Consider the following 14,501-nt stretch of genomic DNA (forward strand, 5'->3'; position numbering starts at 1 on the left):
ATTCACCGCGACCTTTGGTCGCAAATTCCCCGATCCTGACCCTACAACCGCTCACTATCGCTTCACTACTGTATTTGTCGCAGCTTCACAATTGTAAATGCCGCTTGCCAACTGCTTGCCAGGCGGCATGTCCCCGCCGCCCCTTTGATTGAGCACTGGAGTATCTACTTTCCGAGGGTTTTGAAGAGGGCCGATCCTGAGGAAGCAAAGAAACTCGCAATGAAGTTGGCAAAAATAACGAAAAAAGAGATGACCAATTTGCAGAAGATAGTTCCGGGGATGAGCGACTACGAAGCCTGGACCGAGACCATTCAGACCTGCTGCATTACCCCATATCCGCCGGAGATCCCGAAAGCACCCAAGCAGTTGGAAAAGAAGAAAATAACGAAGAAGAAGTAGGGATATATATGCATCCGCCCATAGTGTCAATTGTGTAGGGCTGACCCTGACCCCAGAAGGTTTATTATGTCAAATGTGTACGTCTGACCCCAATTGCAGTTCTAGCCTCAGCCCCTTATGAAGACCTTCCGTTTTTTTTAAATGCTTCACGGATCGTCGCACAAGGAAGGAAAAGTTTGTTTTTTGTGTCATAGAAGTTGCAAAATCCATACTTGAGATAAAAAGGGATCGATCCTTCTTTTGAATCAACGACCATAGCCCACCATGGGATCTGACTATCGAGAGCCCTATTCATAGCGTCAAGCAGCAGAAGCTCGCCAATTCCTTTTTCACGAAACCTCAAATCAACAGCAAGCCTGCCGAGTAAAACGGCAGGTATATGTGGGTATTTAGGAAGTTTTTTTCGTATATGATCCGGAATATCTGAAAGATAGACCGAATACATGGACAGAGTATAAAATCCGGCAATATGATCTTTTCCGGGGCTAAGTGCTGTGAACAGAGCGCAGGCTCTTTTATCTATATCCTGAGGTGCCTGTCTTTTCAACCATGAGTTCAGATCATCTGCCCCACAGTCAAAACTGCCTCTCAATTCTTTTAGTTTTCCGGACCATGGTTCTATCTTATAGTCCAAATTGTCCCGTGCACTCATCACCTAGCTGTTTTTCCTTTGGACAAAGCGCTCGGCTGCCTCCCTAAGAGCATCTTTTGGCGCCTGAGGAGTTATCAGTGCTTGGGCAAACAGCACCTGATCCTTCGTGCTGAGCTCGAGGATCGCATTATCCCTTAGGACACTTTTCGCTGCAGACAAGGCAGAAGAGATAACAAAATCACTTAAACTGAGATTCTCCAGCTTAGCTGCCTCCAAGATAAGGTCCTTTACATCCCCTGGTACCCTCGCCTCGATCCGGTCCTTTTTACTTGTTCTGTTTTTAATACATGTCTCCATGGCTTGTTCCCCCAAATATTATTGTATTGCATGCACTATGCATCTTCAAATTGTACGGCAAATAACCGTACAAGTCAATCTTTTGGGATCTCTTCATTATCAGGGATAGATTTCCGAATAGTGTTGGTCTGATTCTAGATCCTCGATATTCGATACGTAAAGGCCCGGCCAAGTTTTAGCACCCTTTATAACTGCTCTAATAAACAAAAGCCCAAACCGTATTTTCCAAGGGTTAGCTAAATATGTCAAATGTGTAGGTCTGACCCCATTTAGACCCCCTGATAGTTTAAGAAGAGACGTTCTTCGTAAAATATGGTGCCTTTTCAGTTGACCCACCCTTGATAAGCAATTAATGATGTGATACGGTTTTACAAGAATATTCTAAATTGTCAAATAGCTTTCTAAAAATAGACTAAACAAAAGGGAGGTGAAGAAATGACAAAATATAGATGCACAGTCTGTGATTATATTTATGACCCCGCTGTGGGAGACGATACACAGGGGATAGATCCGGGAACCGCATTTGAGAACATACCAGACACTTGGAGATGCCCCGTCTGTGGTGTCCCGAAAAGCGATTTTGTTAAAGAAGACTAAACAACAGGGAGAGGAGGGAGAGATAAAAATGCAGGATTTTTCTATTTTGATAGGAGGCAGTGCCGGTTCCGGTGTTGATAAATCTGCGATGGTATTGGGAGATCTCCTCAATCAAAACGGATATCGTGTCTATATCTACCACGATTATCCATCGCTGATCCGGGGAGGGCATACCTTTTCCATAATAAGGGCTGCACAAACAAAGATAACTGCCCATCGAAACAGAATAGATTTTCTTTTAGGCCTGAACAAAGAGACTCTTGATATGCATAAAACGCGCCTGGGCGACAGCGGCAAAGTCATATGCGATTCTGAAATCCTCAAAGAGGCCGCTCTCCCTCAGCAAATCCGAACGTTAGCGATACCAACCGTAAAACTTGTCAAAGAAGAGAATGCTCCTGAGATCATGCGCAACACTTGTTTGATCGGTGCCTTCGCAAAGGCAGTCGGCATAAAAATAGAGCTGTTGGAAAAGGTCCTCAGGGAAAATTTCACAAAAGGTATAGATACAAACATAAGGATTGCTAAAAAAGGTTATGAAGCGTCAGAGCTTATGGAGAGCATTCAGCCTCCGGTCCAGGATATATTGCCGTTTATCTCCGGGAGTCAGGCTATGGGGCTGGGTCTCATTAAAGGTGGATTAGAGGTTTATGTGAGTTATCCCATGACCCCTACTACAGCACTTTTACATTTTCTTGCCGAACAGGCAAGCGAATTCTCCTTAAAAGTAGTCCATCCTGAAAATGAACTCAGCGTGATCTTAATGGCTCTCGGCTTTGCCTATGCAGGACGAAAGACGGCGGTCGGCACGTCCGGGGGCGGCTTTTGCCTGATGACGGAAAGTCTGAGCCTCTCTGCTATGAGCGAAGTGCCGACAGTTATTGTTTTAGGTCAGAGACCGGGACCCAGCACCGGCCTGCCGACTTATTCCTGTCAGAGTGATCTGCATTTTGCCTTATATGCGGGGCAGGGAGAGTTTGTGCGATTTGTTGTGGCTCCGGGAGATCTGGAGGAAGCCTATTACTGGTCCGCTTCTGCATTGTATCTGGCCTGGAAATACCAGATCCCGTCAATAATTCTTACGGATAAGGATCTCAATGAGGGTATTAGTAATTTTGATGTTAATGATACCGGAGATATAAAAGAAAACGATCCATACCTCTGGGACGGCACGACCGGTTATCGGCGTTACGAGGACACCAAAACAGGAGTTTCGGCATTGGCCTTTGTCCCCAATGAGAATGCCGTTATCAAAGTGAGTGGTTATGAACATGATGAGTCCGGCATAACAACCGAAAATGCCGATGTCACGAAAAAAATGCAGGACAAAAGGCTGCGCAAGGAAAAATATTTAGCCGAGGAATTGAAGAGTTTTCCGACAGTAAAAACTTACGGAGATGAGAAGCAGACAACGGCACTGCTCTGCTGGGGTTCCACAAAGGGCATCTGCGTGGAGATCGCGCAAAAACTGGGACTAAAAGTGATACAGCCCATCGTGCTTTCGCCCTTTCCTGAACATGCCTTCAGAGAGGCGATCAGAGGAATTAAAAAGCTGATCGCAGTGGAAAATAATGCGACCGGACAATTAGTACGGCTGATCAGGGCTCATGGGATAGACGTAGACGACACGATCTTGAAGTATGACGGACGGCCGTTCACTTTGGACGAACTGGAAAAAATGGTGAAGGAGAAGATAGCATGAGTCAGAGCAATCTGGATACATCGACCCCAAACACCTGGTGTCCGGGGTGCGGTAATTTCGCGATCTTGAATGGGATCAAAAAAGTCTTGAATGAATTGGGTGAAGAGGGCAGCCCTCCTGAGAAATTTGTTCTTCTCTCTGGGATAGGCTGCCATGGCAAGATTGTGGATTATGTGAATGTCAATAGTTTCTATTCTATTCACGGCAGATGCATACCCATTGCCGAGGGAATCAAAATGGCCAACTCCGGATTGAAGGTCATTTGCTTCGCCGGTGACGGCGATGCCTATGGAGAAGGGCTTGAACATTTGATCTTTGCAGCTAAAAGAAATATTGATATCACAGTCATTATCCACAATAACCGCCTTTACAGCCTGACCGCTTTTCAATACAGTCCCACATCGCAGCTGGGATTCAAGGGGGGCTCTACCCCTAATGGCAGCATGGAATCTCCCTTAAATCCTCTGGAACTTATGCTGGCAAGCCAAGCGACTTATCTGGCACGGGGCACCTCTCAGGGAATGAACCTTCTAACGCGTTTGTTTAGAGAGGCGATCATGCATAAAGGATTCGCATTGGTCGATGTGCTGCAGGTGTGTGTGACCTTTAACAATCTTTATGAATACTATGCCAAGCGAGTTTACGAACTAGAAAACCATGATCCCGGCGATTTCCAGGCTGCGTTTAATGCGATTCGGGAATGGGACTATAATTCCGATTCACGTATCCCACTGGGAGTTTTCTACAAGAAGGAAGCTCCAACCTTTGATGAGAAATTGATATCATCTCCAGTGGATCTTAAAAGCAGAGAGGGAAAAATAAGGCAATTTCTGAATAAACGCATGTAATGTCTGATAGTAAGTGTCCGCAAGGTCTCAATAAAACAGACAGACATAGCCATGATCATCGCTGATCAGTTCAAAGAAACTCTCAAAGGAGACAGGACTATGAAAATTGAAATTCCTCATTCATTAATATTAGAACATGAAGAGCTTCATGCGGAACTTGTTGAAGCAACAAAGGCAGGAGGGGCAACCGGAGAAGCTGCGAAGGGTGTGGCGAAAGTATTACATTCTCATTTTTTAAAAGAAGAAGAATATGCGATGCCTCCCCTTGGCTTATTGTCAGTATTAACGACGGGACAAGTCACTCCGGAAATGGGAGAAGTCCTGACAATGACCGACAGGTTGAAGGCCGAACTTCCTGAGATGCTTGAAGAGCACGCAGCGATCGTTGCAGCCCTCAAGATCCTCACAGAGGCTTCGATAAAAGAAAATAAGATGGATTATGCGCGCTTCGCCGAAAAATTGACTTTGCACGCCAAAACGGAAGAAGAGGTGCTGTATCCGGCTTCCCTGTTGATTGGCGCATACATTAAAATTATGCTTTAACGGGAGCAGGACTTTTGACAAAGCCATCTTGTTTTTTATAATGCAATAGACCCGTGTACGTCCTCTACCAGGGAATTGAACCCTGGATAAGTCAGACGGGTCTTTTTATATTTGGTGTGAAAATTTTATTGCTTTTTTCTTTTACTGCTGGTCAAACATTGACCAAACAGATGACAGTCAGCTATAAAAGGATTTGGAAACTGCTTATCGACCGTGATATGAAAAAGAAGGATCTGCAGGCTGCTGCAGAAGGAGGGAAGCAAATACATGGATAACAAAAAAAAATCAATTAACACTCCGGTTCCTTCCGAAACCGAAACAAAACATGAACATCATCAAATGAAACATGATATTTCTGCTCAGAAACCAACAGATCACATAGCGATGGATCATTCAAAAATGGACCACACGAAGATGGACCACACAAAAATGGACCATGGTGCCATGGATCACAGTACGCAAGGAGGACATGGCGGCCACGCCGGACATCATGAAGGGATGATCGCCGATTTTAAAAGGCGCTTCTGGGTAGTATTGATGTTGAGCATTCCGATAGTGATACTGTCTTCGATGATACAGATGCTGTTTGGATATCACCTGGAATTCCGAGGATCCAAGATCATCTTATTTGTTCTGTCCAGCATCGTTTTTTTCTATGGAGGCGTTCCTTTTCTTAAGGGGGCACTTGAAGAAATTAAAACCAGGAAGCTTGGAATGATGATGCTGATAACATTGGCAATCGTCACGGCCTACGTCTATAGTACGCTGACCACCTTTATCCTGGTGGGATCAGAATTCTACTTTGAGCTATCAACGTTGATACTGATCATGCTGCTGGGTCATTGGATCGAAATGAAATCCCAGATGGGAGCATCCAAAGCCTTGGAAGAGTTGGTCAAACTGATGCCGGAAACAGCCCACAGGCTGGATGAACATGGCAATATTACTGAAGTCAGCATAAAGGAGCTGGTTCCCGGAGACCGCATAATGGTTAAATCCGGTGAAAAGGTGCCGACGGATGCACGGGTTGTGGAAGGTTTCTCCAGTCTAAATGAATCAATGCTGACCGGGGAATCTGTCCCTGTTGAAAAAACTGTGGGCATGCAGGTCATCGGCGGGTCAGTCAATGGCAATGGTGTTCTCACCGTTGAGGTTGAGCGGCTTGGGGATGAAACCTATCTTGCTCAGGTGATCAAGACGGTTCAGGACGCACAGGCTCAGAAGTCCAAAACACAGGGGTTGGCAGAGAGAGCTGCGGGCTGGCTGTTCTACATTGCAGTTGCAGCAGGTATCATAACATTCGTCTATTGGTTTTCAACGGGAAACGTTGCCTTTGCACTTGAACGGATGGTAACGGTCCTGGTCATTGCTTGTCCGCATGCCCTGGGGCTGGCAGTACCGCTGGTCAATGCGGTATCTACATCCATTGCAGCCAGAAACGGCTTATTGATCCGTAACCGCAGTCAATTTGAAGAAGCCAGAAACACCAACCGGGTCGTATTTGATAAGACAGGTACTCTGACCATGGGCGAGTTCGGGATCACCGAAATTGTTACTCAGCCAGGAATTTCTGAAGAGGCTCTGCTAAGGATTGCCGGATCACTGGAAAGCCAATCCGACCATCCTATTGCAGTGGGTATCGTCAAGGGGGCAGCAGCCAAGGGCTTCAAGCCTGAAAAAGTAACCAATTTTGAAAACCTGACCGGAGCTGGCCTAAGTGCCGACCTCGATGAAAAAACCTACTATATCATTAGTCCCGGTGAAGTAAAAAAACGAAATATCGCCTTTAACGAGGATATGTTTGATAAATTGGCATCTCAGGGAAAAACAGTTGTATTCGTACTGGATGGGGATAAACTGCTTGGAATGATCGCTGTTGCAGATATCATCAGGGAATCTTCAAAGAGCATCATTTCCAAGCTTAAGAAATTGGGAATCGAATCCATCATGATGACCGGAGACAATCAGAAGGTGGCCGACTATGTGGGAGGAGAACTGGGACTTTCCAAGGTATTTGCTCAGGTCCTTCCAGATCAAAAATCGAAAAAGATTCAGGAGCTTCAGAAGGGCAATATGAAGGTTGCGATGGTAGGAGACGGTATCAACGATGCTCCGGCGCTGGCCACAGCTGACCTTGGCATTGCCATCGGAGCCGGAACCGACGTAGCCATGGAAACTGCCGATGTTATTCTGGTGAACAGTGACCCCAAGGATGTATTGAACATCATCAAGCTTTCCAAAGCAACTTATCGTAAAACCATCGAGAACCTGATCTGGGCTGCCGGATATAACATCATCGCGATTCCATTGGCCGCAGGTATTCTGGTAAGCCGGGGCTTTGTCATTACACCGGCTATAGGAGCTGCCGTTATGTCTCTCAGTACGATCATTTGTGCAGTCAATGCCAGATTGCTAAAGATCGATTAGATCCATTATGTCAGTTGCACAGGAAAAATTTCATCATAATCACAGAATGAAAGAAGATGTTTATCTTAACGAAGCGATCAGTATCGGAAACGAGCCACAGCGGAGACCTTTGCTGATGAATCTATCCGACTAAATAAAAGTGACGGAGTGAAGTTTAAAAAGCCCCACTACCGGCAGTAAGCAGTGGGGCTTTTCTATGCTTTGAGTTATACAGTTTGAAGTTATAGCTCTCTGCCGCAATCCGAAATGTTATGCCTTGCCAGCAACTGTTTCCAATTTGGAAAGAGTTGCGCCTCTTTTCAGGATCGTGATTATTTTAGGTACTCGACATCATAAGACCGGCGTAAATCTTTTGGTGACTGTTTATGTAAGCCTGGCTTGCTTTTTCAATGACTTTTTTGAAGTTGCGGTTGTTGATATATTCAAGTGCATTGTATTAATCGCAATTGCTCCAGAATCCAACTCCGTCATAAAAACGTATATACCACAATTAGCACTTGATCCCGAGTGTGTTCTGAGTTCCGAGATCTAATACCTTTGCTTCAATTCCTTTTCCTCTAAGTTGCGAATGTGCAGGTAAACTGTATTCTTGGATATGTTTAAGATTTGAGAAATTTTTAATACAGAATCTTTAATATTGAATATCCCTTTTTGATAAAGATTGTTAATGATTTCTTTGTTTTTATTTGCAGCAGAAATTTTGGGATTCGGTAAAACTTTATTTCTGGCTTCTTCTAGCGCAGTAGAAATTAAGTTGTCAACATTATCAGTGAAATTTTCCATGATTTGGGTCGAGTTATCAGAAGTTGGCATGAAGGCAGACAGCATTTTTGCAAATGATATTTCCGTATGGAAGTTGATGCACAAAAGTCCGATGATCCTGTCGTTCTCCCCAACAATGGGTATCGTTGTAGATTTAAGTGTCACACCAGCTTTGTCTTTAGTGAAGTAACATAAGGATTTTATCTCTTTTGATTCCGCAATCTTTGAAAGCATAGAAAGAGCCAGGTCTGTTATTGGAGCACCTTCTTCTCTTCCGGTGTAATGACCGTTAATTATCTTAATTACTGACCTATCCAAATTTTGCAGACTGTGGAGGATGATTTCATACCCTTCTCCCATGTATTCTGCCATGCCATCTATCATAATTTTGTATGATTCGAGGATCTGCTTGTCAGTAGCTGTCAACGAGATGTACTTCGGACTCATTTACATCCCTCCCATTATTGTTAGATTTTATCATAATCACTCCCATAACGACAATAAAAAAATACATTGACTAAAAAATATTTCAGTGATAATATCCAGATAACATTAAATTAGGTGGTGGGTATAGTGAAAGAAATTGTATCGACAGAAAAGGCTCCAGCTGCTGTTGGCCCATATTCTCAGGCAATAATTACCGATGACAGGATAATTTTTACTTCAGGACAGATACCTCTCGACCCAAAGACCGGTAATGTTGTGGGAAGCGACATAGCGACCCAATCTGCACAGGTTCTCAAGAATCTTGAAGCAGTTCTAGAAGAAGCAGGGTTTCAAATGAAAGATGTTGTCAAAACAACAGTTTTCATTACAGATATGGCCCAATTTGCTGTTGTCAACGAAGTTTATGCTAATTTTTTTGTGGCAGGAGCTCCTGCACGTTCATGCGTTGAAGTCTCAAAACTTCCTAAAGGCTGTTTGGTCGAAATTGAGGCGATAGCAGTTAAGGAATAATTGGAGGTCAGAATTATGCTCTTTTCAGAAATTACTAAAGTAAAGCTTATTGAAGAGCCCACAGCTCTCGAAACAATGGAGAGGCTGCAGAAACACTTAGGTTGCGCTTCGGTGTATGTGAAACGCGATGACTGTATGACGCTGGGAATGGGCGGTAACAAAGTTCGAAGCCTCGAATACTGGATGGGAGAGGCTCAGCGAATCAATGCCGATGTGATAGTAGTTGCCGGAGCGCCGGTTTCGAATCAGTGCAGACTTGCAGCTGCCGCTGCTGCAAAACTAGGGATCAAGTGTCTGGTTTTGCATAGCTCTGAACCGGGAGCAAAAATTGAGGGAAACTTATTGCTAAATTACCTTCTTGGCGCAGAGGTTCGATTTATTGGCGCTGTTGATGAAGTCCGCAGAAAAGAGATAGCTCTTGAAGAAATTTTTAAATTAAAGGCAGCGGGCCATACTCCTTATTTGATAGGAGATCCAATTGTTGGAGCAATGGGCTACCTTTCTTGTGCATTAGAACTGCATGAACAAGCCAAATTGAAAAACGCAGGTATAAAGCATGTGTTTCTCCCTGGATCAATGGGAACAACCGAAGCAGGTTTTATCTTGGGAAATAAAATGCTCGGATACCCGTTCGAGATCCATTTGATAAGTGTGGAATATTCAATATCAGAGCTTGGTAACAGAATAGAAGAAATATGCACTAATACCTCAAAACATTGGGGTTTTAATTTCAACCCCCTTTCCTGGAATAAAAATGTCCACATCTATGACCAGTATCTTGGCGGGGGATATGACATTCCCACGGAGAAATCATTGGAAGCGATATCATTAGCCGCCTCTTTAGAAGGATTTTTTCTTGAAAACACTTATACAAGCAAAACATTTGCCGGCATGGTTGATTTATTACAAAACGACAAGACTATAAAAGATGAAGTATCTTGTTTCATCCATACTGGGGGGCTGCCCACTCTATTTGCATTAGGTGATGAAATCAATAAAAAACTTATTAGCAATTAACATTCTGAACACTTTAAGAACAAGAAGGAGGAATTGATATGGTTGCTCTAATCAAATTATTACCGATAGTTGCGCTTGTGGCTATGCTTCTCAGGGGGATGGACATACTTATAGCATCTCCAATAGCGACAGTATTTGCTGGTCTTCTTGCTGTAGCTCTTGATCGAAAAAAAGTAAATGAGGTTATTGATGCGGCAATTGAGAATGCCAAGGGATTAATGCTCATCTTTTTTCTGTTAATGGTCGCATACGCAATGGGTGAAGTCTTTATGGCAACCGGAGTAGGGGCTTCAATCATTGGTTTATCAATGAAATTGGGGATTACTGGCAAGTCTGTTGCAACTGTTGCCCTTATATTGACCGCGGTCCTTTCCACAGCCACGGGAACATCCTGGGGAACGTTTGCTGCCTGTGTGCCGGTTTTTCTATGGCTGAGTCATATCACAGGAGGAAGTCCGGTATTGACAGTTGCAGCAATTGCGGGCGGATCCTGTTTCGGTGACAACATCGGTTTGATTTCCGATACAACAGTTCTAAGCTCAGGAATCCAAAATGTTGAGGTCATGGATAGGGTTCGTCATCAGGGTGTTTGGTCCTTGATCTGTCTGGTAGTTTCTGCAGTACTGTTCTATCTGGTGTCTGCATCAATGGGGCTTGAAAGCACTGCTTCTGATGCAACGAAAGCTGTAGCTGCAATCCCTGCTGAAATATGGGAAACGCTCAAAGTAAAGAGGCCGTCGGCAATCGCATTGTTGAACCAGGTTCAATCAGGAGTCCCAATATATATGGTAATTCCTCTTGTTTTGGTGTTAGGGATGGCTGTATATGGTGTTTCTACAATGCCCTGCCTAATTATAGGGTTATTTTCAGCACTGGTTTTTGGACTTATCGCAGGCACAATAGAGTCGATCTCATCTTATCTTGACTTAGTGCTAAAAGGGTTTGCCGATGCCGGTTCGTGGTCTGTTGCGATGTCAATGTGGACCGGTGCATTTGGTGGAATAATGAAATTGATGAATGCATTTGATCCTATCGCGAAGTTTGTTCTTTCAACTGCAAGAAATGTACGTACCCTAATATTCAACAACGGTATCCTCTGTCTGATAACTAACGCAGCGCTCGGAGATTGCACCGGACAAATCGTTACCGTTGGGCCTGTAATCAAGGAAATTGTTGAAGAGAATGTTGTCGGAAGCGAAAAAGATCTCTATACTCTGCGTCTTAGAAATGCGACAATGTCTGATGCGTTCGGAGTTCTAGGGTCGCAGTTGATTCCCTGGCACGGATATATGATCTTCTACACAGGTTTGGCGATGGCGGTCTATCCATTATATGAATTTACTCCGATGGGTATCATTGCTCATAACTATCTCTCAATAATAGCTGTTTTTTCAATGTTGTTCCTTACTATAACCGGGTTTGACCGGTTTATACCAATGTTCAAACTGCCTTCTGAACCTGATGTCCAGCTAAAGAAGAACATCAAACCTGCTAATTAATTTTAATTTTCAACGTATAACATAAAGAATAGGTTCGGTCTGGTTTTGCGGAAATTAAACAGTTCTGCAATGATCAGATCGAACCGCTTAATTGTCACAATCTGCACATCTGACAAATAAAACAGCCCTTCTAAGAATACCTTAAATTCACTCACAGACTATCATTTACGTTAGCACAAACTTCCTTTGCCAACTAATCCCCAACATTTATTCAAAATACCTGTTTAATTAGTTGCTATCTTGTGGATACTTATGGACATTGGTGATAATATCTAAATGCACATTTGGATCGTTATGTGCAATGCTTCGATAGGTCTTACTTTCAATTTAGAATATTAATATTCATAATTCATAGAGAAAATAAAGGTCCAGGTCTCCTGATAAATTTATTGGCACCAAACTTTAATGCTGCTTGTTTCAAGACCGTTAAAGAGGAGGAACCAATGAAAAAACTGACAGAGGAAGACATAAAAAATAGATATATAACCCCTGCGATCGAAAAAGCAGGATGGACCAAAGAACAGGTCTTTATGGAGTACTTTTTTACAAACGGTCAGGTTTTGGTCAGGGGGAACAAGGTCAAGAGAGGCAAACGCAAGAAAGCTGACTATCTGCTTACCCACAAAGACGGACATCGACCCCTCGCGATAGTTGAAGCCAAAGATGCGGATCACTCTGTCGGAGAGGGAATCCAGCAGGCAATGGAATATGCAGAGACCTTAAATATTCCTTTTGCATATTCTTCCAATGGCTGCGGTTTTATAGAACATGACTACTTTACAGGAGCAGAGGCTGAGCTTCCTATCGATCAATTTCCTTCCGAAAATGAATTATGGGCCCGTTACCTAACCGGAAAGGGATTTGATCAAAAACAGGAAAGAATGATCGAAGAGCCGGACCATTTCGATGTCTTTTCTCAGAAAAAACCCCGTTACTATCAGCGGATAGCAATAGACAAAACTATTGAGGCCATCGCAAAAGGCCAACATAGGATCCTTCTTGTTATGGCAACGGGAACCGGAAAAACTTTCACTGCATTTCAAATCATCTGGAAACTGCTGAAAACTAAAACAGTCAGGCGGGTATTGTACCTTGCGGATCGCAACATCCTTATCGACCAGACAATGCAGCAGGATTTCAGTCCCTTAGAAAAAATCATGACTAAGATACATGACAGGACCCTCGACAGTTCGTATGAGGTATATATGAGCCTGTACCACCAATTGTCCGGAGACAACGGCAGCGAACCATTCAGGGAATTCCAGCCTGAGTTCTTCGATCTCATAATTGTTGACGAGTGTCATCGGGGAAGTGCCAAGGAAGAATCACAGTGGAGGAGGATCCTGGACTATTTCAGCTCAGCCATCCACATAGGAATGACTGCCACTCCCAAAGAAACCAAGTATGTCAGCAACATTACATATTTTGGAGATCCTGTTTACACGTACAGCTTAAAACAGGGTATCAATGACGGATTTCTGGCGCCGTACAAGGTGATCAGGATCGGCCTGGACAAAGATCTGGAGGGCTGGAGACCGTACAAAGGACAGCTTGATGTTAATGGCAATGAAATTGAAGACCGCGAATACAGCATTACAGATTATGACCGTAACCTCATAATCGATGAGCGAACTCAGGCAGTTGCAAACCGCATAACAAAATGGCTTATTGCTAACGGACGCTTCTGCAAAACCATAGTCTTCTGCGTGGATGTTGACCATGCCGATAGGATGAGGCGAGCCCTTGTAAATGAAAACAAAGATCTCGCTGCAGAGAATCCGAAATATATCATGCGCATCACGGGAGACGATCCCGAAGGAAAAGCACAGCTGGATTACTTTATAAATGTGGACGAACAATACCCTGCTGTAGTGACAACATCAAAACTTCTTACAACAGGAGTTGATGTGAAGACATGCAAGCTTATTGTCCTTGACAGCAATATAAATTCAATGACCGAATTTAAGCAGACCATTGGACGGGGGACAAGGCTCTATCCGGAATACGGCAAAGAATACTTCACAATAATGGACTTTCGCAACGTCTGCAGACTATTTGCCGATCCTGATTTTGACGGCGAGCCTGTGATCGTAATAGACGCGGGTGACGGGGGGGACAACTGGGACCCCAAAGAAGATCAGACAGACCAGCTTCTGTTTGATGATCAGGAAATAGAGGATGACCAGGAAACCTTGGAGGATCTTTCAAGAGTAGGGACATCCCTCCGAGATAAGCCTGATACTAAAATTAGAGTAAATGGCATAGTTGTTACCATCATCAATGAACGGGTCCAGTACTGTGATATTAATGGGAAACTTATAACAGAGAGCATAAAGGATTACAGCAAGAGGAACATTCTGGATAAGTTTGTCACCCTTGACGAATTTTTGAATGCCTGGACAAACTCAGAAAAGAAAAAAGCCATCATTGAAGAACTAGAGAGCCGGGGCGTATTGCTTGATGCCCTGAAAGAAGAGTCCGGAAAAGACCTTGACGATTTTGACCTCATCCTACACATAGCTTATGACAAAAAACCGCTAACCAAAAGAGAGCGTGTTGAGCACGTTAAGAAGAAGGGCTACCTGTACAAATATTCCGGTCTTTGCCAGGAAGTGCTCTCAGCCCTGTTGGAAAAGTACCTGGATGAGGGAATAAGTGAGCTTGAAGACACAAGAATATTGGATAATTCACCCTTTGACCGTATAGGAAGCCCAAAAAAAATTGCAGACTTGTTCGGAGGCAAAGAGGGATACCTTAAAGCTGTCAAGGAACTTGAAAGAGCAATATACGAAGCTGCATAA

The 14,501-nt window shown here is 43.7% G+C and carries 13 protein-coding genes and 1 pseudogene; 11 read left to right on the forward strand and 3 right to left on the reverse strand.

Features of this window, described 5'->3' with window-relative positions; translation table 11 throughout:
- The first annotated feature begins 144 nt into the window (after positions 1-144).
- Complete coding sequence (locus tag CVV54_06950; protein PKL04234.1) at positions 145-399, forward strand: hypothetical protein; 255 nt, start codon at positions 145-147, stop codon at positions 397-399.
- A 115-nt stretch (positions 400-514) separates the two neighbouring features.
- On the opposite strand, the gene CVV54_06955 is transcribed toward CVV54_06950, so the two are convergent.
- Together CVV54_06955 and CVV54_06960 are read right to left on the reverse strand one after the other, a co-directional pair.
- The gene (locus CVV54_06955; GenBank protein PKL04272.1) at positions 515-1,051 is read right to left on the reverse strand and encodes a GNAT family N-acetyltransferase; all 537 of its coding nucleotides are present in this window, start codon (positions 1,049-1,051) and stop codon (positions 515-517) included.
- 3 nt (positions 1,052-1,054) lie between these two features.
- Positions 1,055-1,348: a DUF1778 domain-containing protein gene (locus CVV54_06960; GenBank protein ID PKL04235.1), complete on the reverse strand. Its 294-nt coding sequence runs from the start codon at positions 1,346-1,348 to the stop codon at positions 1,055-1,057.
- 435 nt (positions 1,349-1,783) lie between these two features.
- Here CVV54_06960 and CVV54_06965 point away from each other — a divergent pair, with 435 nt between their 5' ends.
- From CVV54_06965 to CVV54_06990, 6 genes and pseudogenes are all read left to right on the forward strand, one after another.
- Positions 1,784-1,945 (forward strand): rubredoxin, encoded by a 162-nt coding sequence (locus CVV54_06965; GenBank protein ID PKL04236.1) that lies wholly within the window; start codon positions 1,784-1,786, stop codon positions 1,943-1,945.
- Positions 1,946-1,973: 28 nt separating this feature from the next.
- On the forward strand, positions 1,974-3,647 hold the full coding sequence (locus tag CVV54_06970; GenBank protein ID PKL04237.1) for a pyruvate ferredoxin oxidoreductase: 1,674 nt from the start codon (positions 1,974-1,976) through the stop codon (positions 3,645-3,647).
- Positions 3,644-4,495 carry a 2-oxoglutarate synthase gene (locus CVV54_06975; protein PKL04238.1) on the forward strand — a complete coding sequence of 284 codons (852 nt, stop codon included), beginning with the start codon at positions 3,644-3,646 and terminating at the stop codon, positions 4,493-4,495. Before CVV54_06970 ends, CVV54_06975 begins: the two co-directional genes overlap by 4 nt.
- Positions 4,496-4,594: 99 nt before the next feature.
- Positions 4,595-5,038, forward strand: coding sequence for a hypothetical protein (locus tag CVV54_06980; GenBank protein ID PKL04273.1), 444 nt, complete (start codon positions 4,595-4,597; stop codon positions 5,036-5,038).
- A gap of 170 nt (positions 5,039-5,208) precedes the next feature.
- Positions 5,209-5,286, forward strand: a pseudogene (locus tag CVV54_06985) (XRE family transcriptional regulator).
- Positions 5,287-5,377: 91 nt separating this feature from the next.
- Positions 5,378-7,465: a copper-translocating P-type ATPase gene (locus CVV54_06990; protein ID PKL04274.1), complete on the forward strand. Its 2,088-nt coding sequence runs from the start codon at positions 5,378-5,380 to the stop codon at positions 7,463-7,465.
- Positions 7,466-7,993: 528 nt separating this feature from the next.
- Here CVV54_06990 and CVV54_06995 read toward each other — a convergent pair.
- Complete coding sequence (locus CVV54_06995; GenBank protein PKL04239.1) at positions 7,994-8,674, reverse strand: hypothetical protein; 681 nt, start codon at positions 8,672-8,674, stop codon at positions 7,994-7,996.
- 123 nt (positions 8,675-8,797) lie between these two features.
- Between CVV54_06995 and CVV54_07000 the strand changes: the two genes are divergently transcribed.
- From CVV54_07000 to CVV54_07015, 4 genes are all read left to right on the forward strand, one after another.
- Positions 8,798-9,184, forward strand: coding sequence for a reactive intermediate/imine deaminase (locus CVV54_07000; protein ID PKL04275.1), 387 nt, complete (start codon positions 8,798-8,800; stop codon positions 9,182-9,184).
- 15 nt (positions 9,185-9,199) lie between these two features.
- Positions 9,200-10,201 (forward strand): cysteine desulfhydrase, encoded by a 1,002-nt coding sequence (locus CVV54_07005; protein PKL04240.1) that lies wholly within the window; start codon positions 9,200-9,202, stop codon positions 10,199-10,201.
- Positions 10,202-10,239: 38 nt separating this feature from the next.
- Positions 10,240-11,700: a sodium:proton antiporter gene (locus CVV54_07010; GenBank protein ID PKL04241.1), complete on the forward strand. Its 1,461-nt coding sequence runs from the start codon at positions 10,240-10,242 to the stop codon at positions 11,698-11,700.
- A gap of 443 nt (positions 11,701-12,143) precedes the next feature.
- Complete coding sequence (locus CVV54_07015; GenBank protein PKL04242.1) at positions 12,144-14,501, forward strand: restriction endonuclease subunit R; 2,358 nt, start codon at positions 12,144-12,146, stop codon at positions 14,499-14,501.

Source organism: Synergistetes bacterium HGW-Synergistetes-1 (genome assembly GCA_002839185.1).
GTDB lineage: Bacteria > Synergistota > Synergistia > Synergistales > Synergistaceae > Caenicola.

Bases quoted from the DNA above. Each gene is read 5' to 3' on its own strand.
- CVV54_06955 (PKL04272.1), bottom strand. From the start codon at position 1,051: ATGAGTGCACGGGACAATTTGGACTATAAGATAGAACCATGGTCCGGA.
- CVV54_06960 (PKL04235.1), bottom strand. From the start codon at position 1,348: ATGGAGACATGTATTAAAAACAGAACAAGTAAAAAGGACCGGATCGAG.
- CVV54_06965 (PKL04236.1), top strand. From the start codon at position 1,784: ATGACAAAATATAGATGCACAGTCTGTGATTATATTTATGACCCCGCT.
- CVV54_06970 (PKL04237.1), top strand. From the start codon at position 1,974: ATGCAGGATTTTTCTATTTTGATAGGAGGCAGTGCCGGTTCCGGTGTT.
- CVV54_06975 (PKL04238.1), top strand. From the start codon at position 3,644: ATGAGTCAGAGCAATCTGGATACATCGACCCCAAACACCTGGTGTCCG.
- CVV54_06980 (PKL04273.1), top strand. From the start codon at position 4,595: ATGAAAATTGAAATTCCTCATTCATTAATATTAGAACATGAAGAGCTT.
- CVV54_06990 (PKL04274.1), top strand. From the start codon at position 5,378: ATGAAACATGATATTTCTGCTCAGAAACCAACAGATCACATAGCGATG.
- CVV54_06995 (PKL04239.1), bottom strand. From the start codon at position 8,674: ATGAGTCCGAAGTACATCTCGTTGACAGCTACTGACAAGCAGATCCTC.
- CVV54_07005 (PKL04240.1), top strand. From the start codon at position 9,200: ATGCTCTTTTCAGAAATTACTAAAGTAAAGCTTATTGAAGAGCCCACA.
- CVV54_07010 (PKL04241.1), top strand. From the start codon at position 10,240: ATGGTTGCTCTAATCAAATTATTACCGATAGTTGCGCTTGTGGCTATG.
- CVV54_07015 (PKL04242.1), top strand. From the start codon at position 12,144: ATGAAAAAACTGACAGAGGAAGACATAAAAAATAGATATATAACCCCT.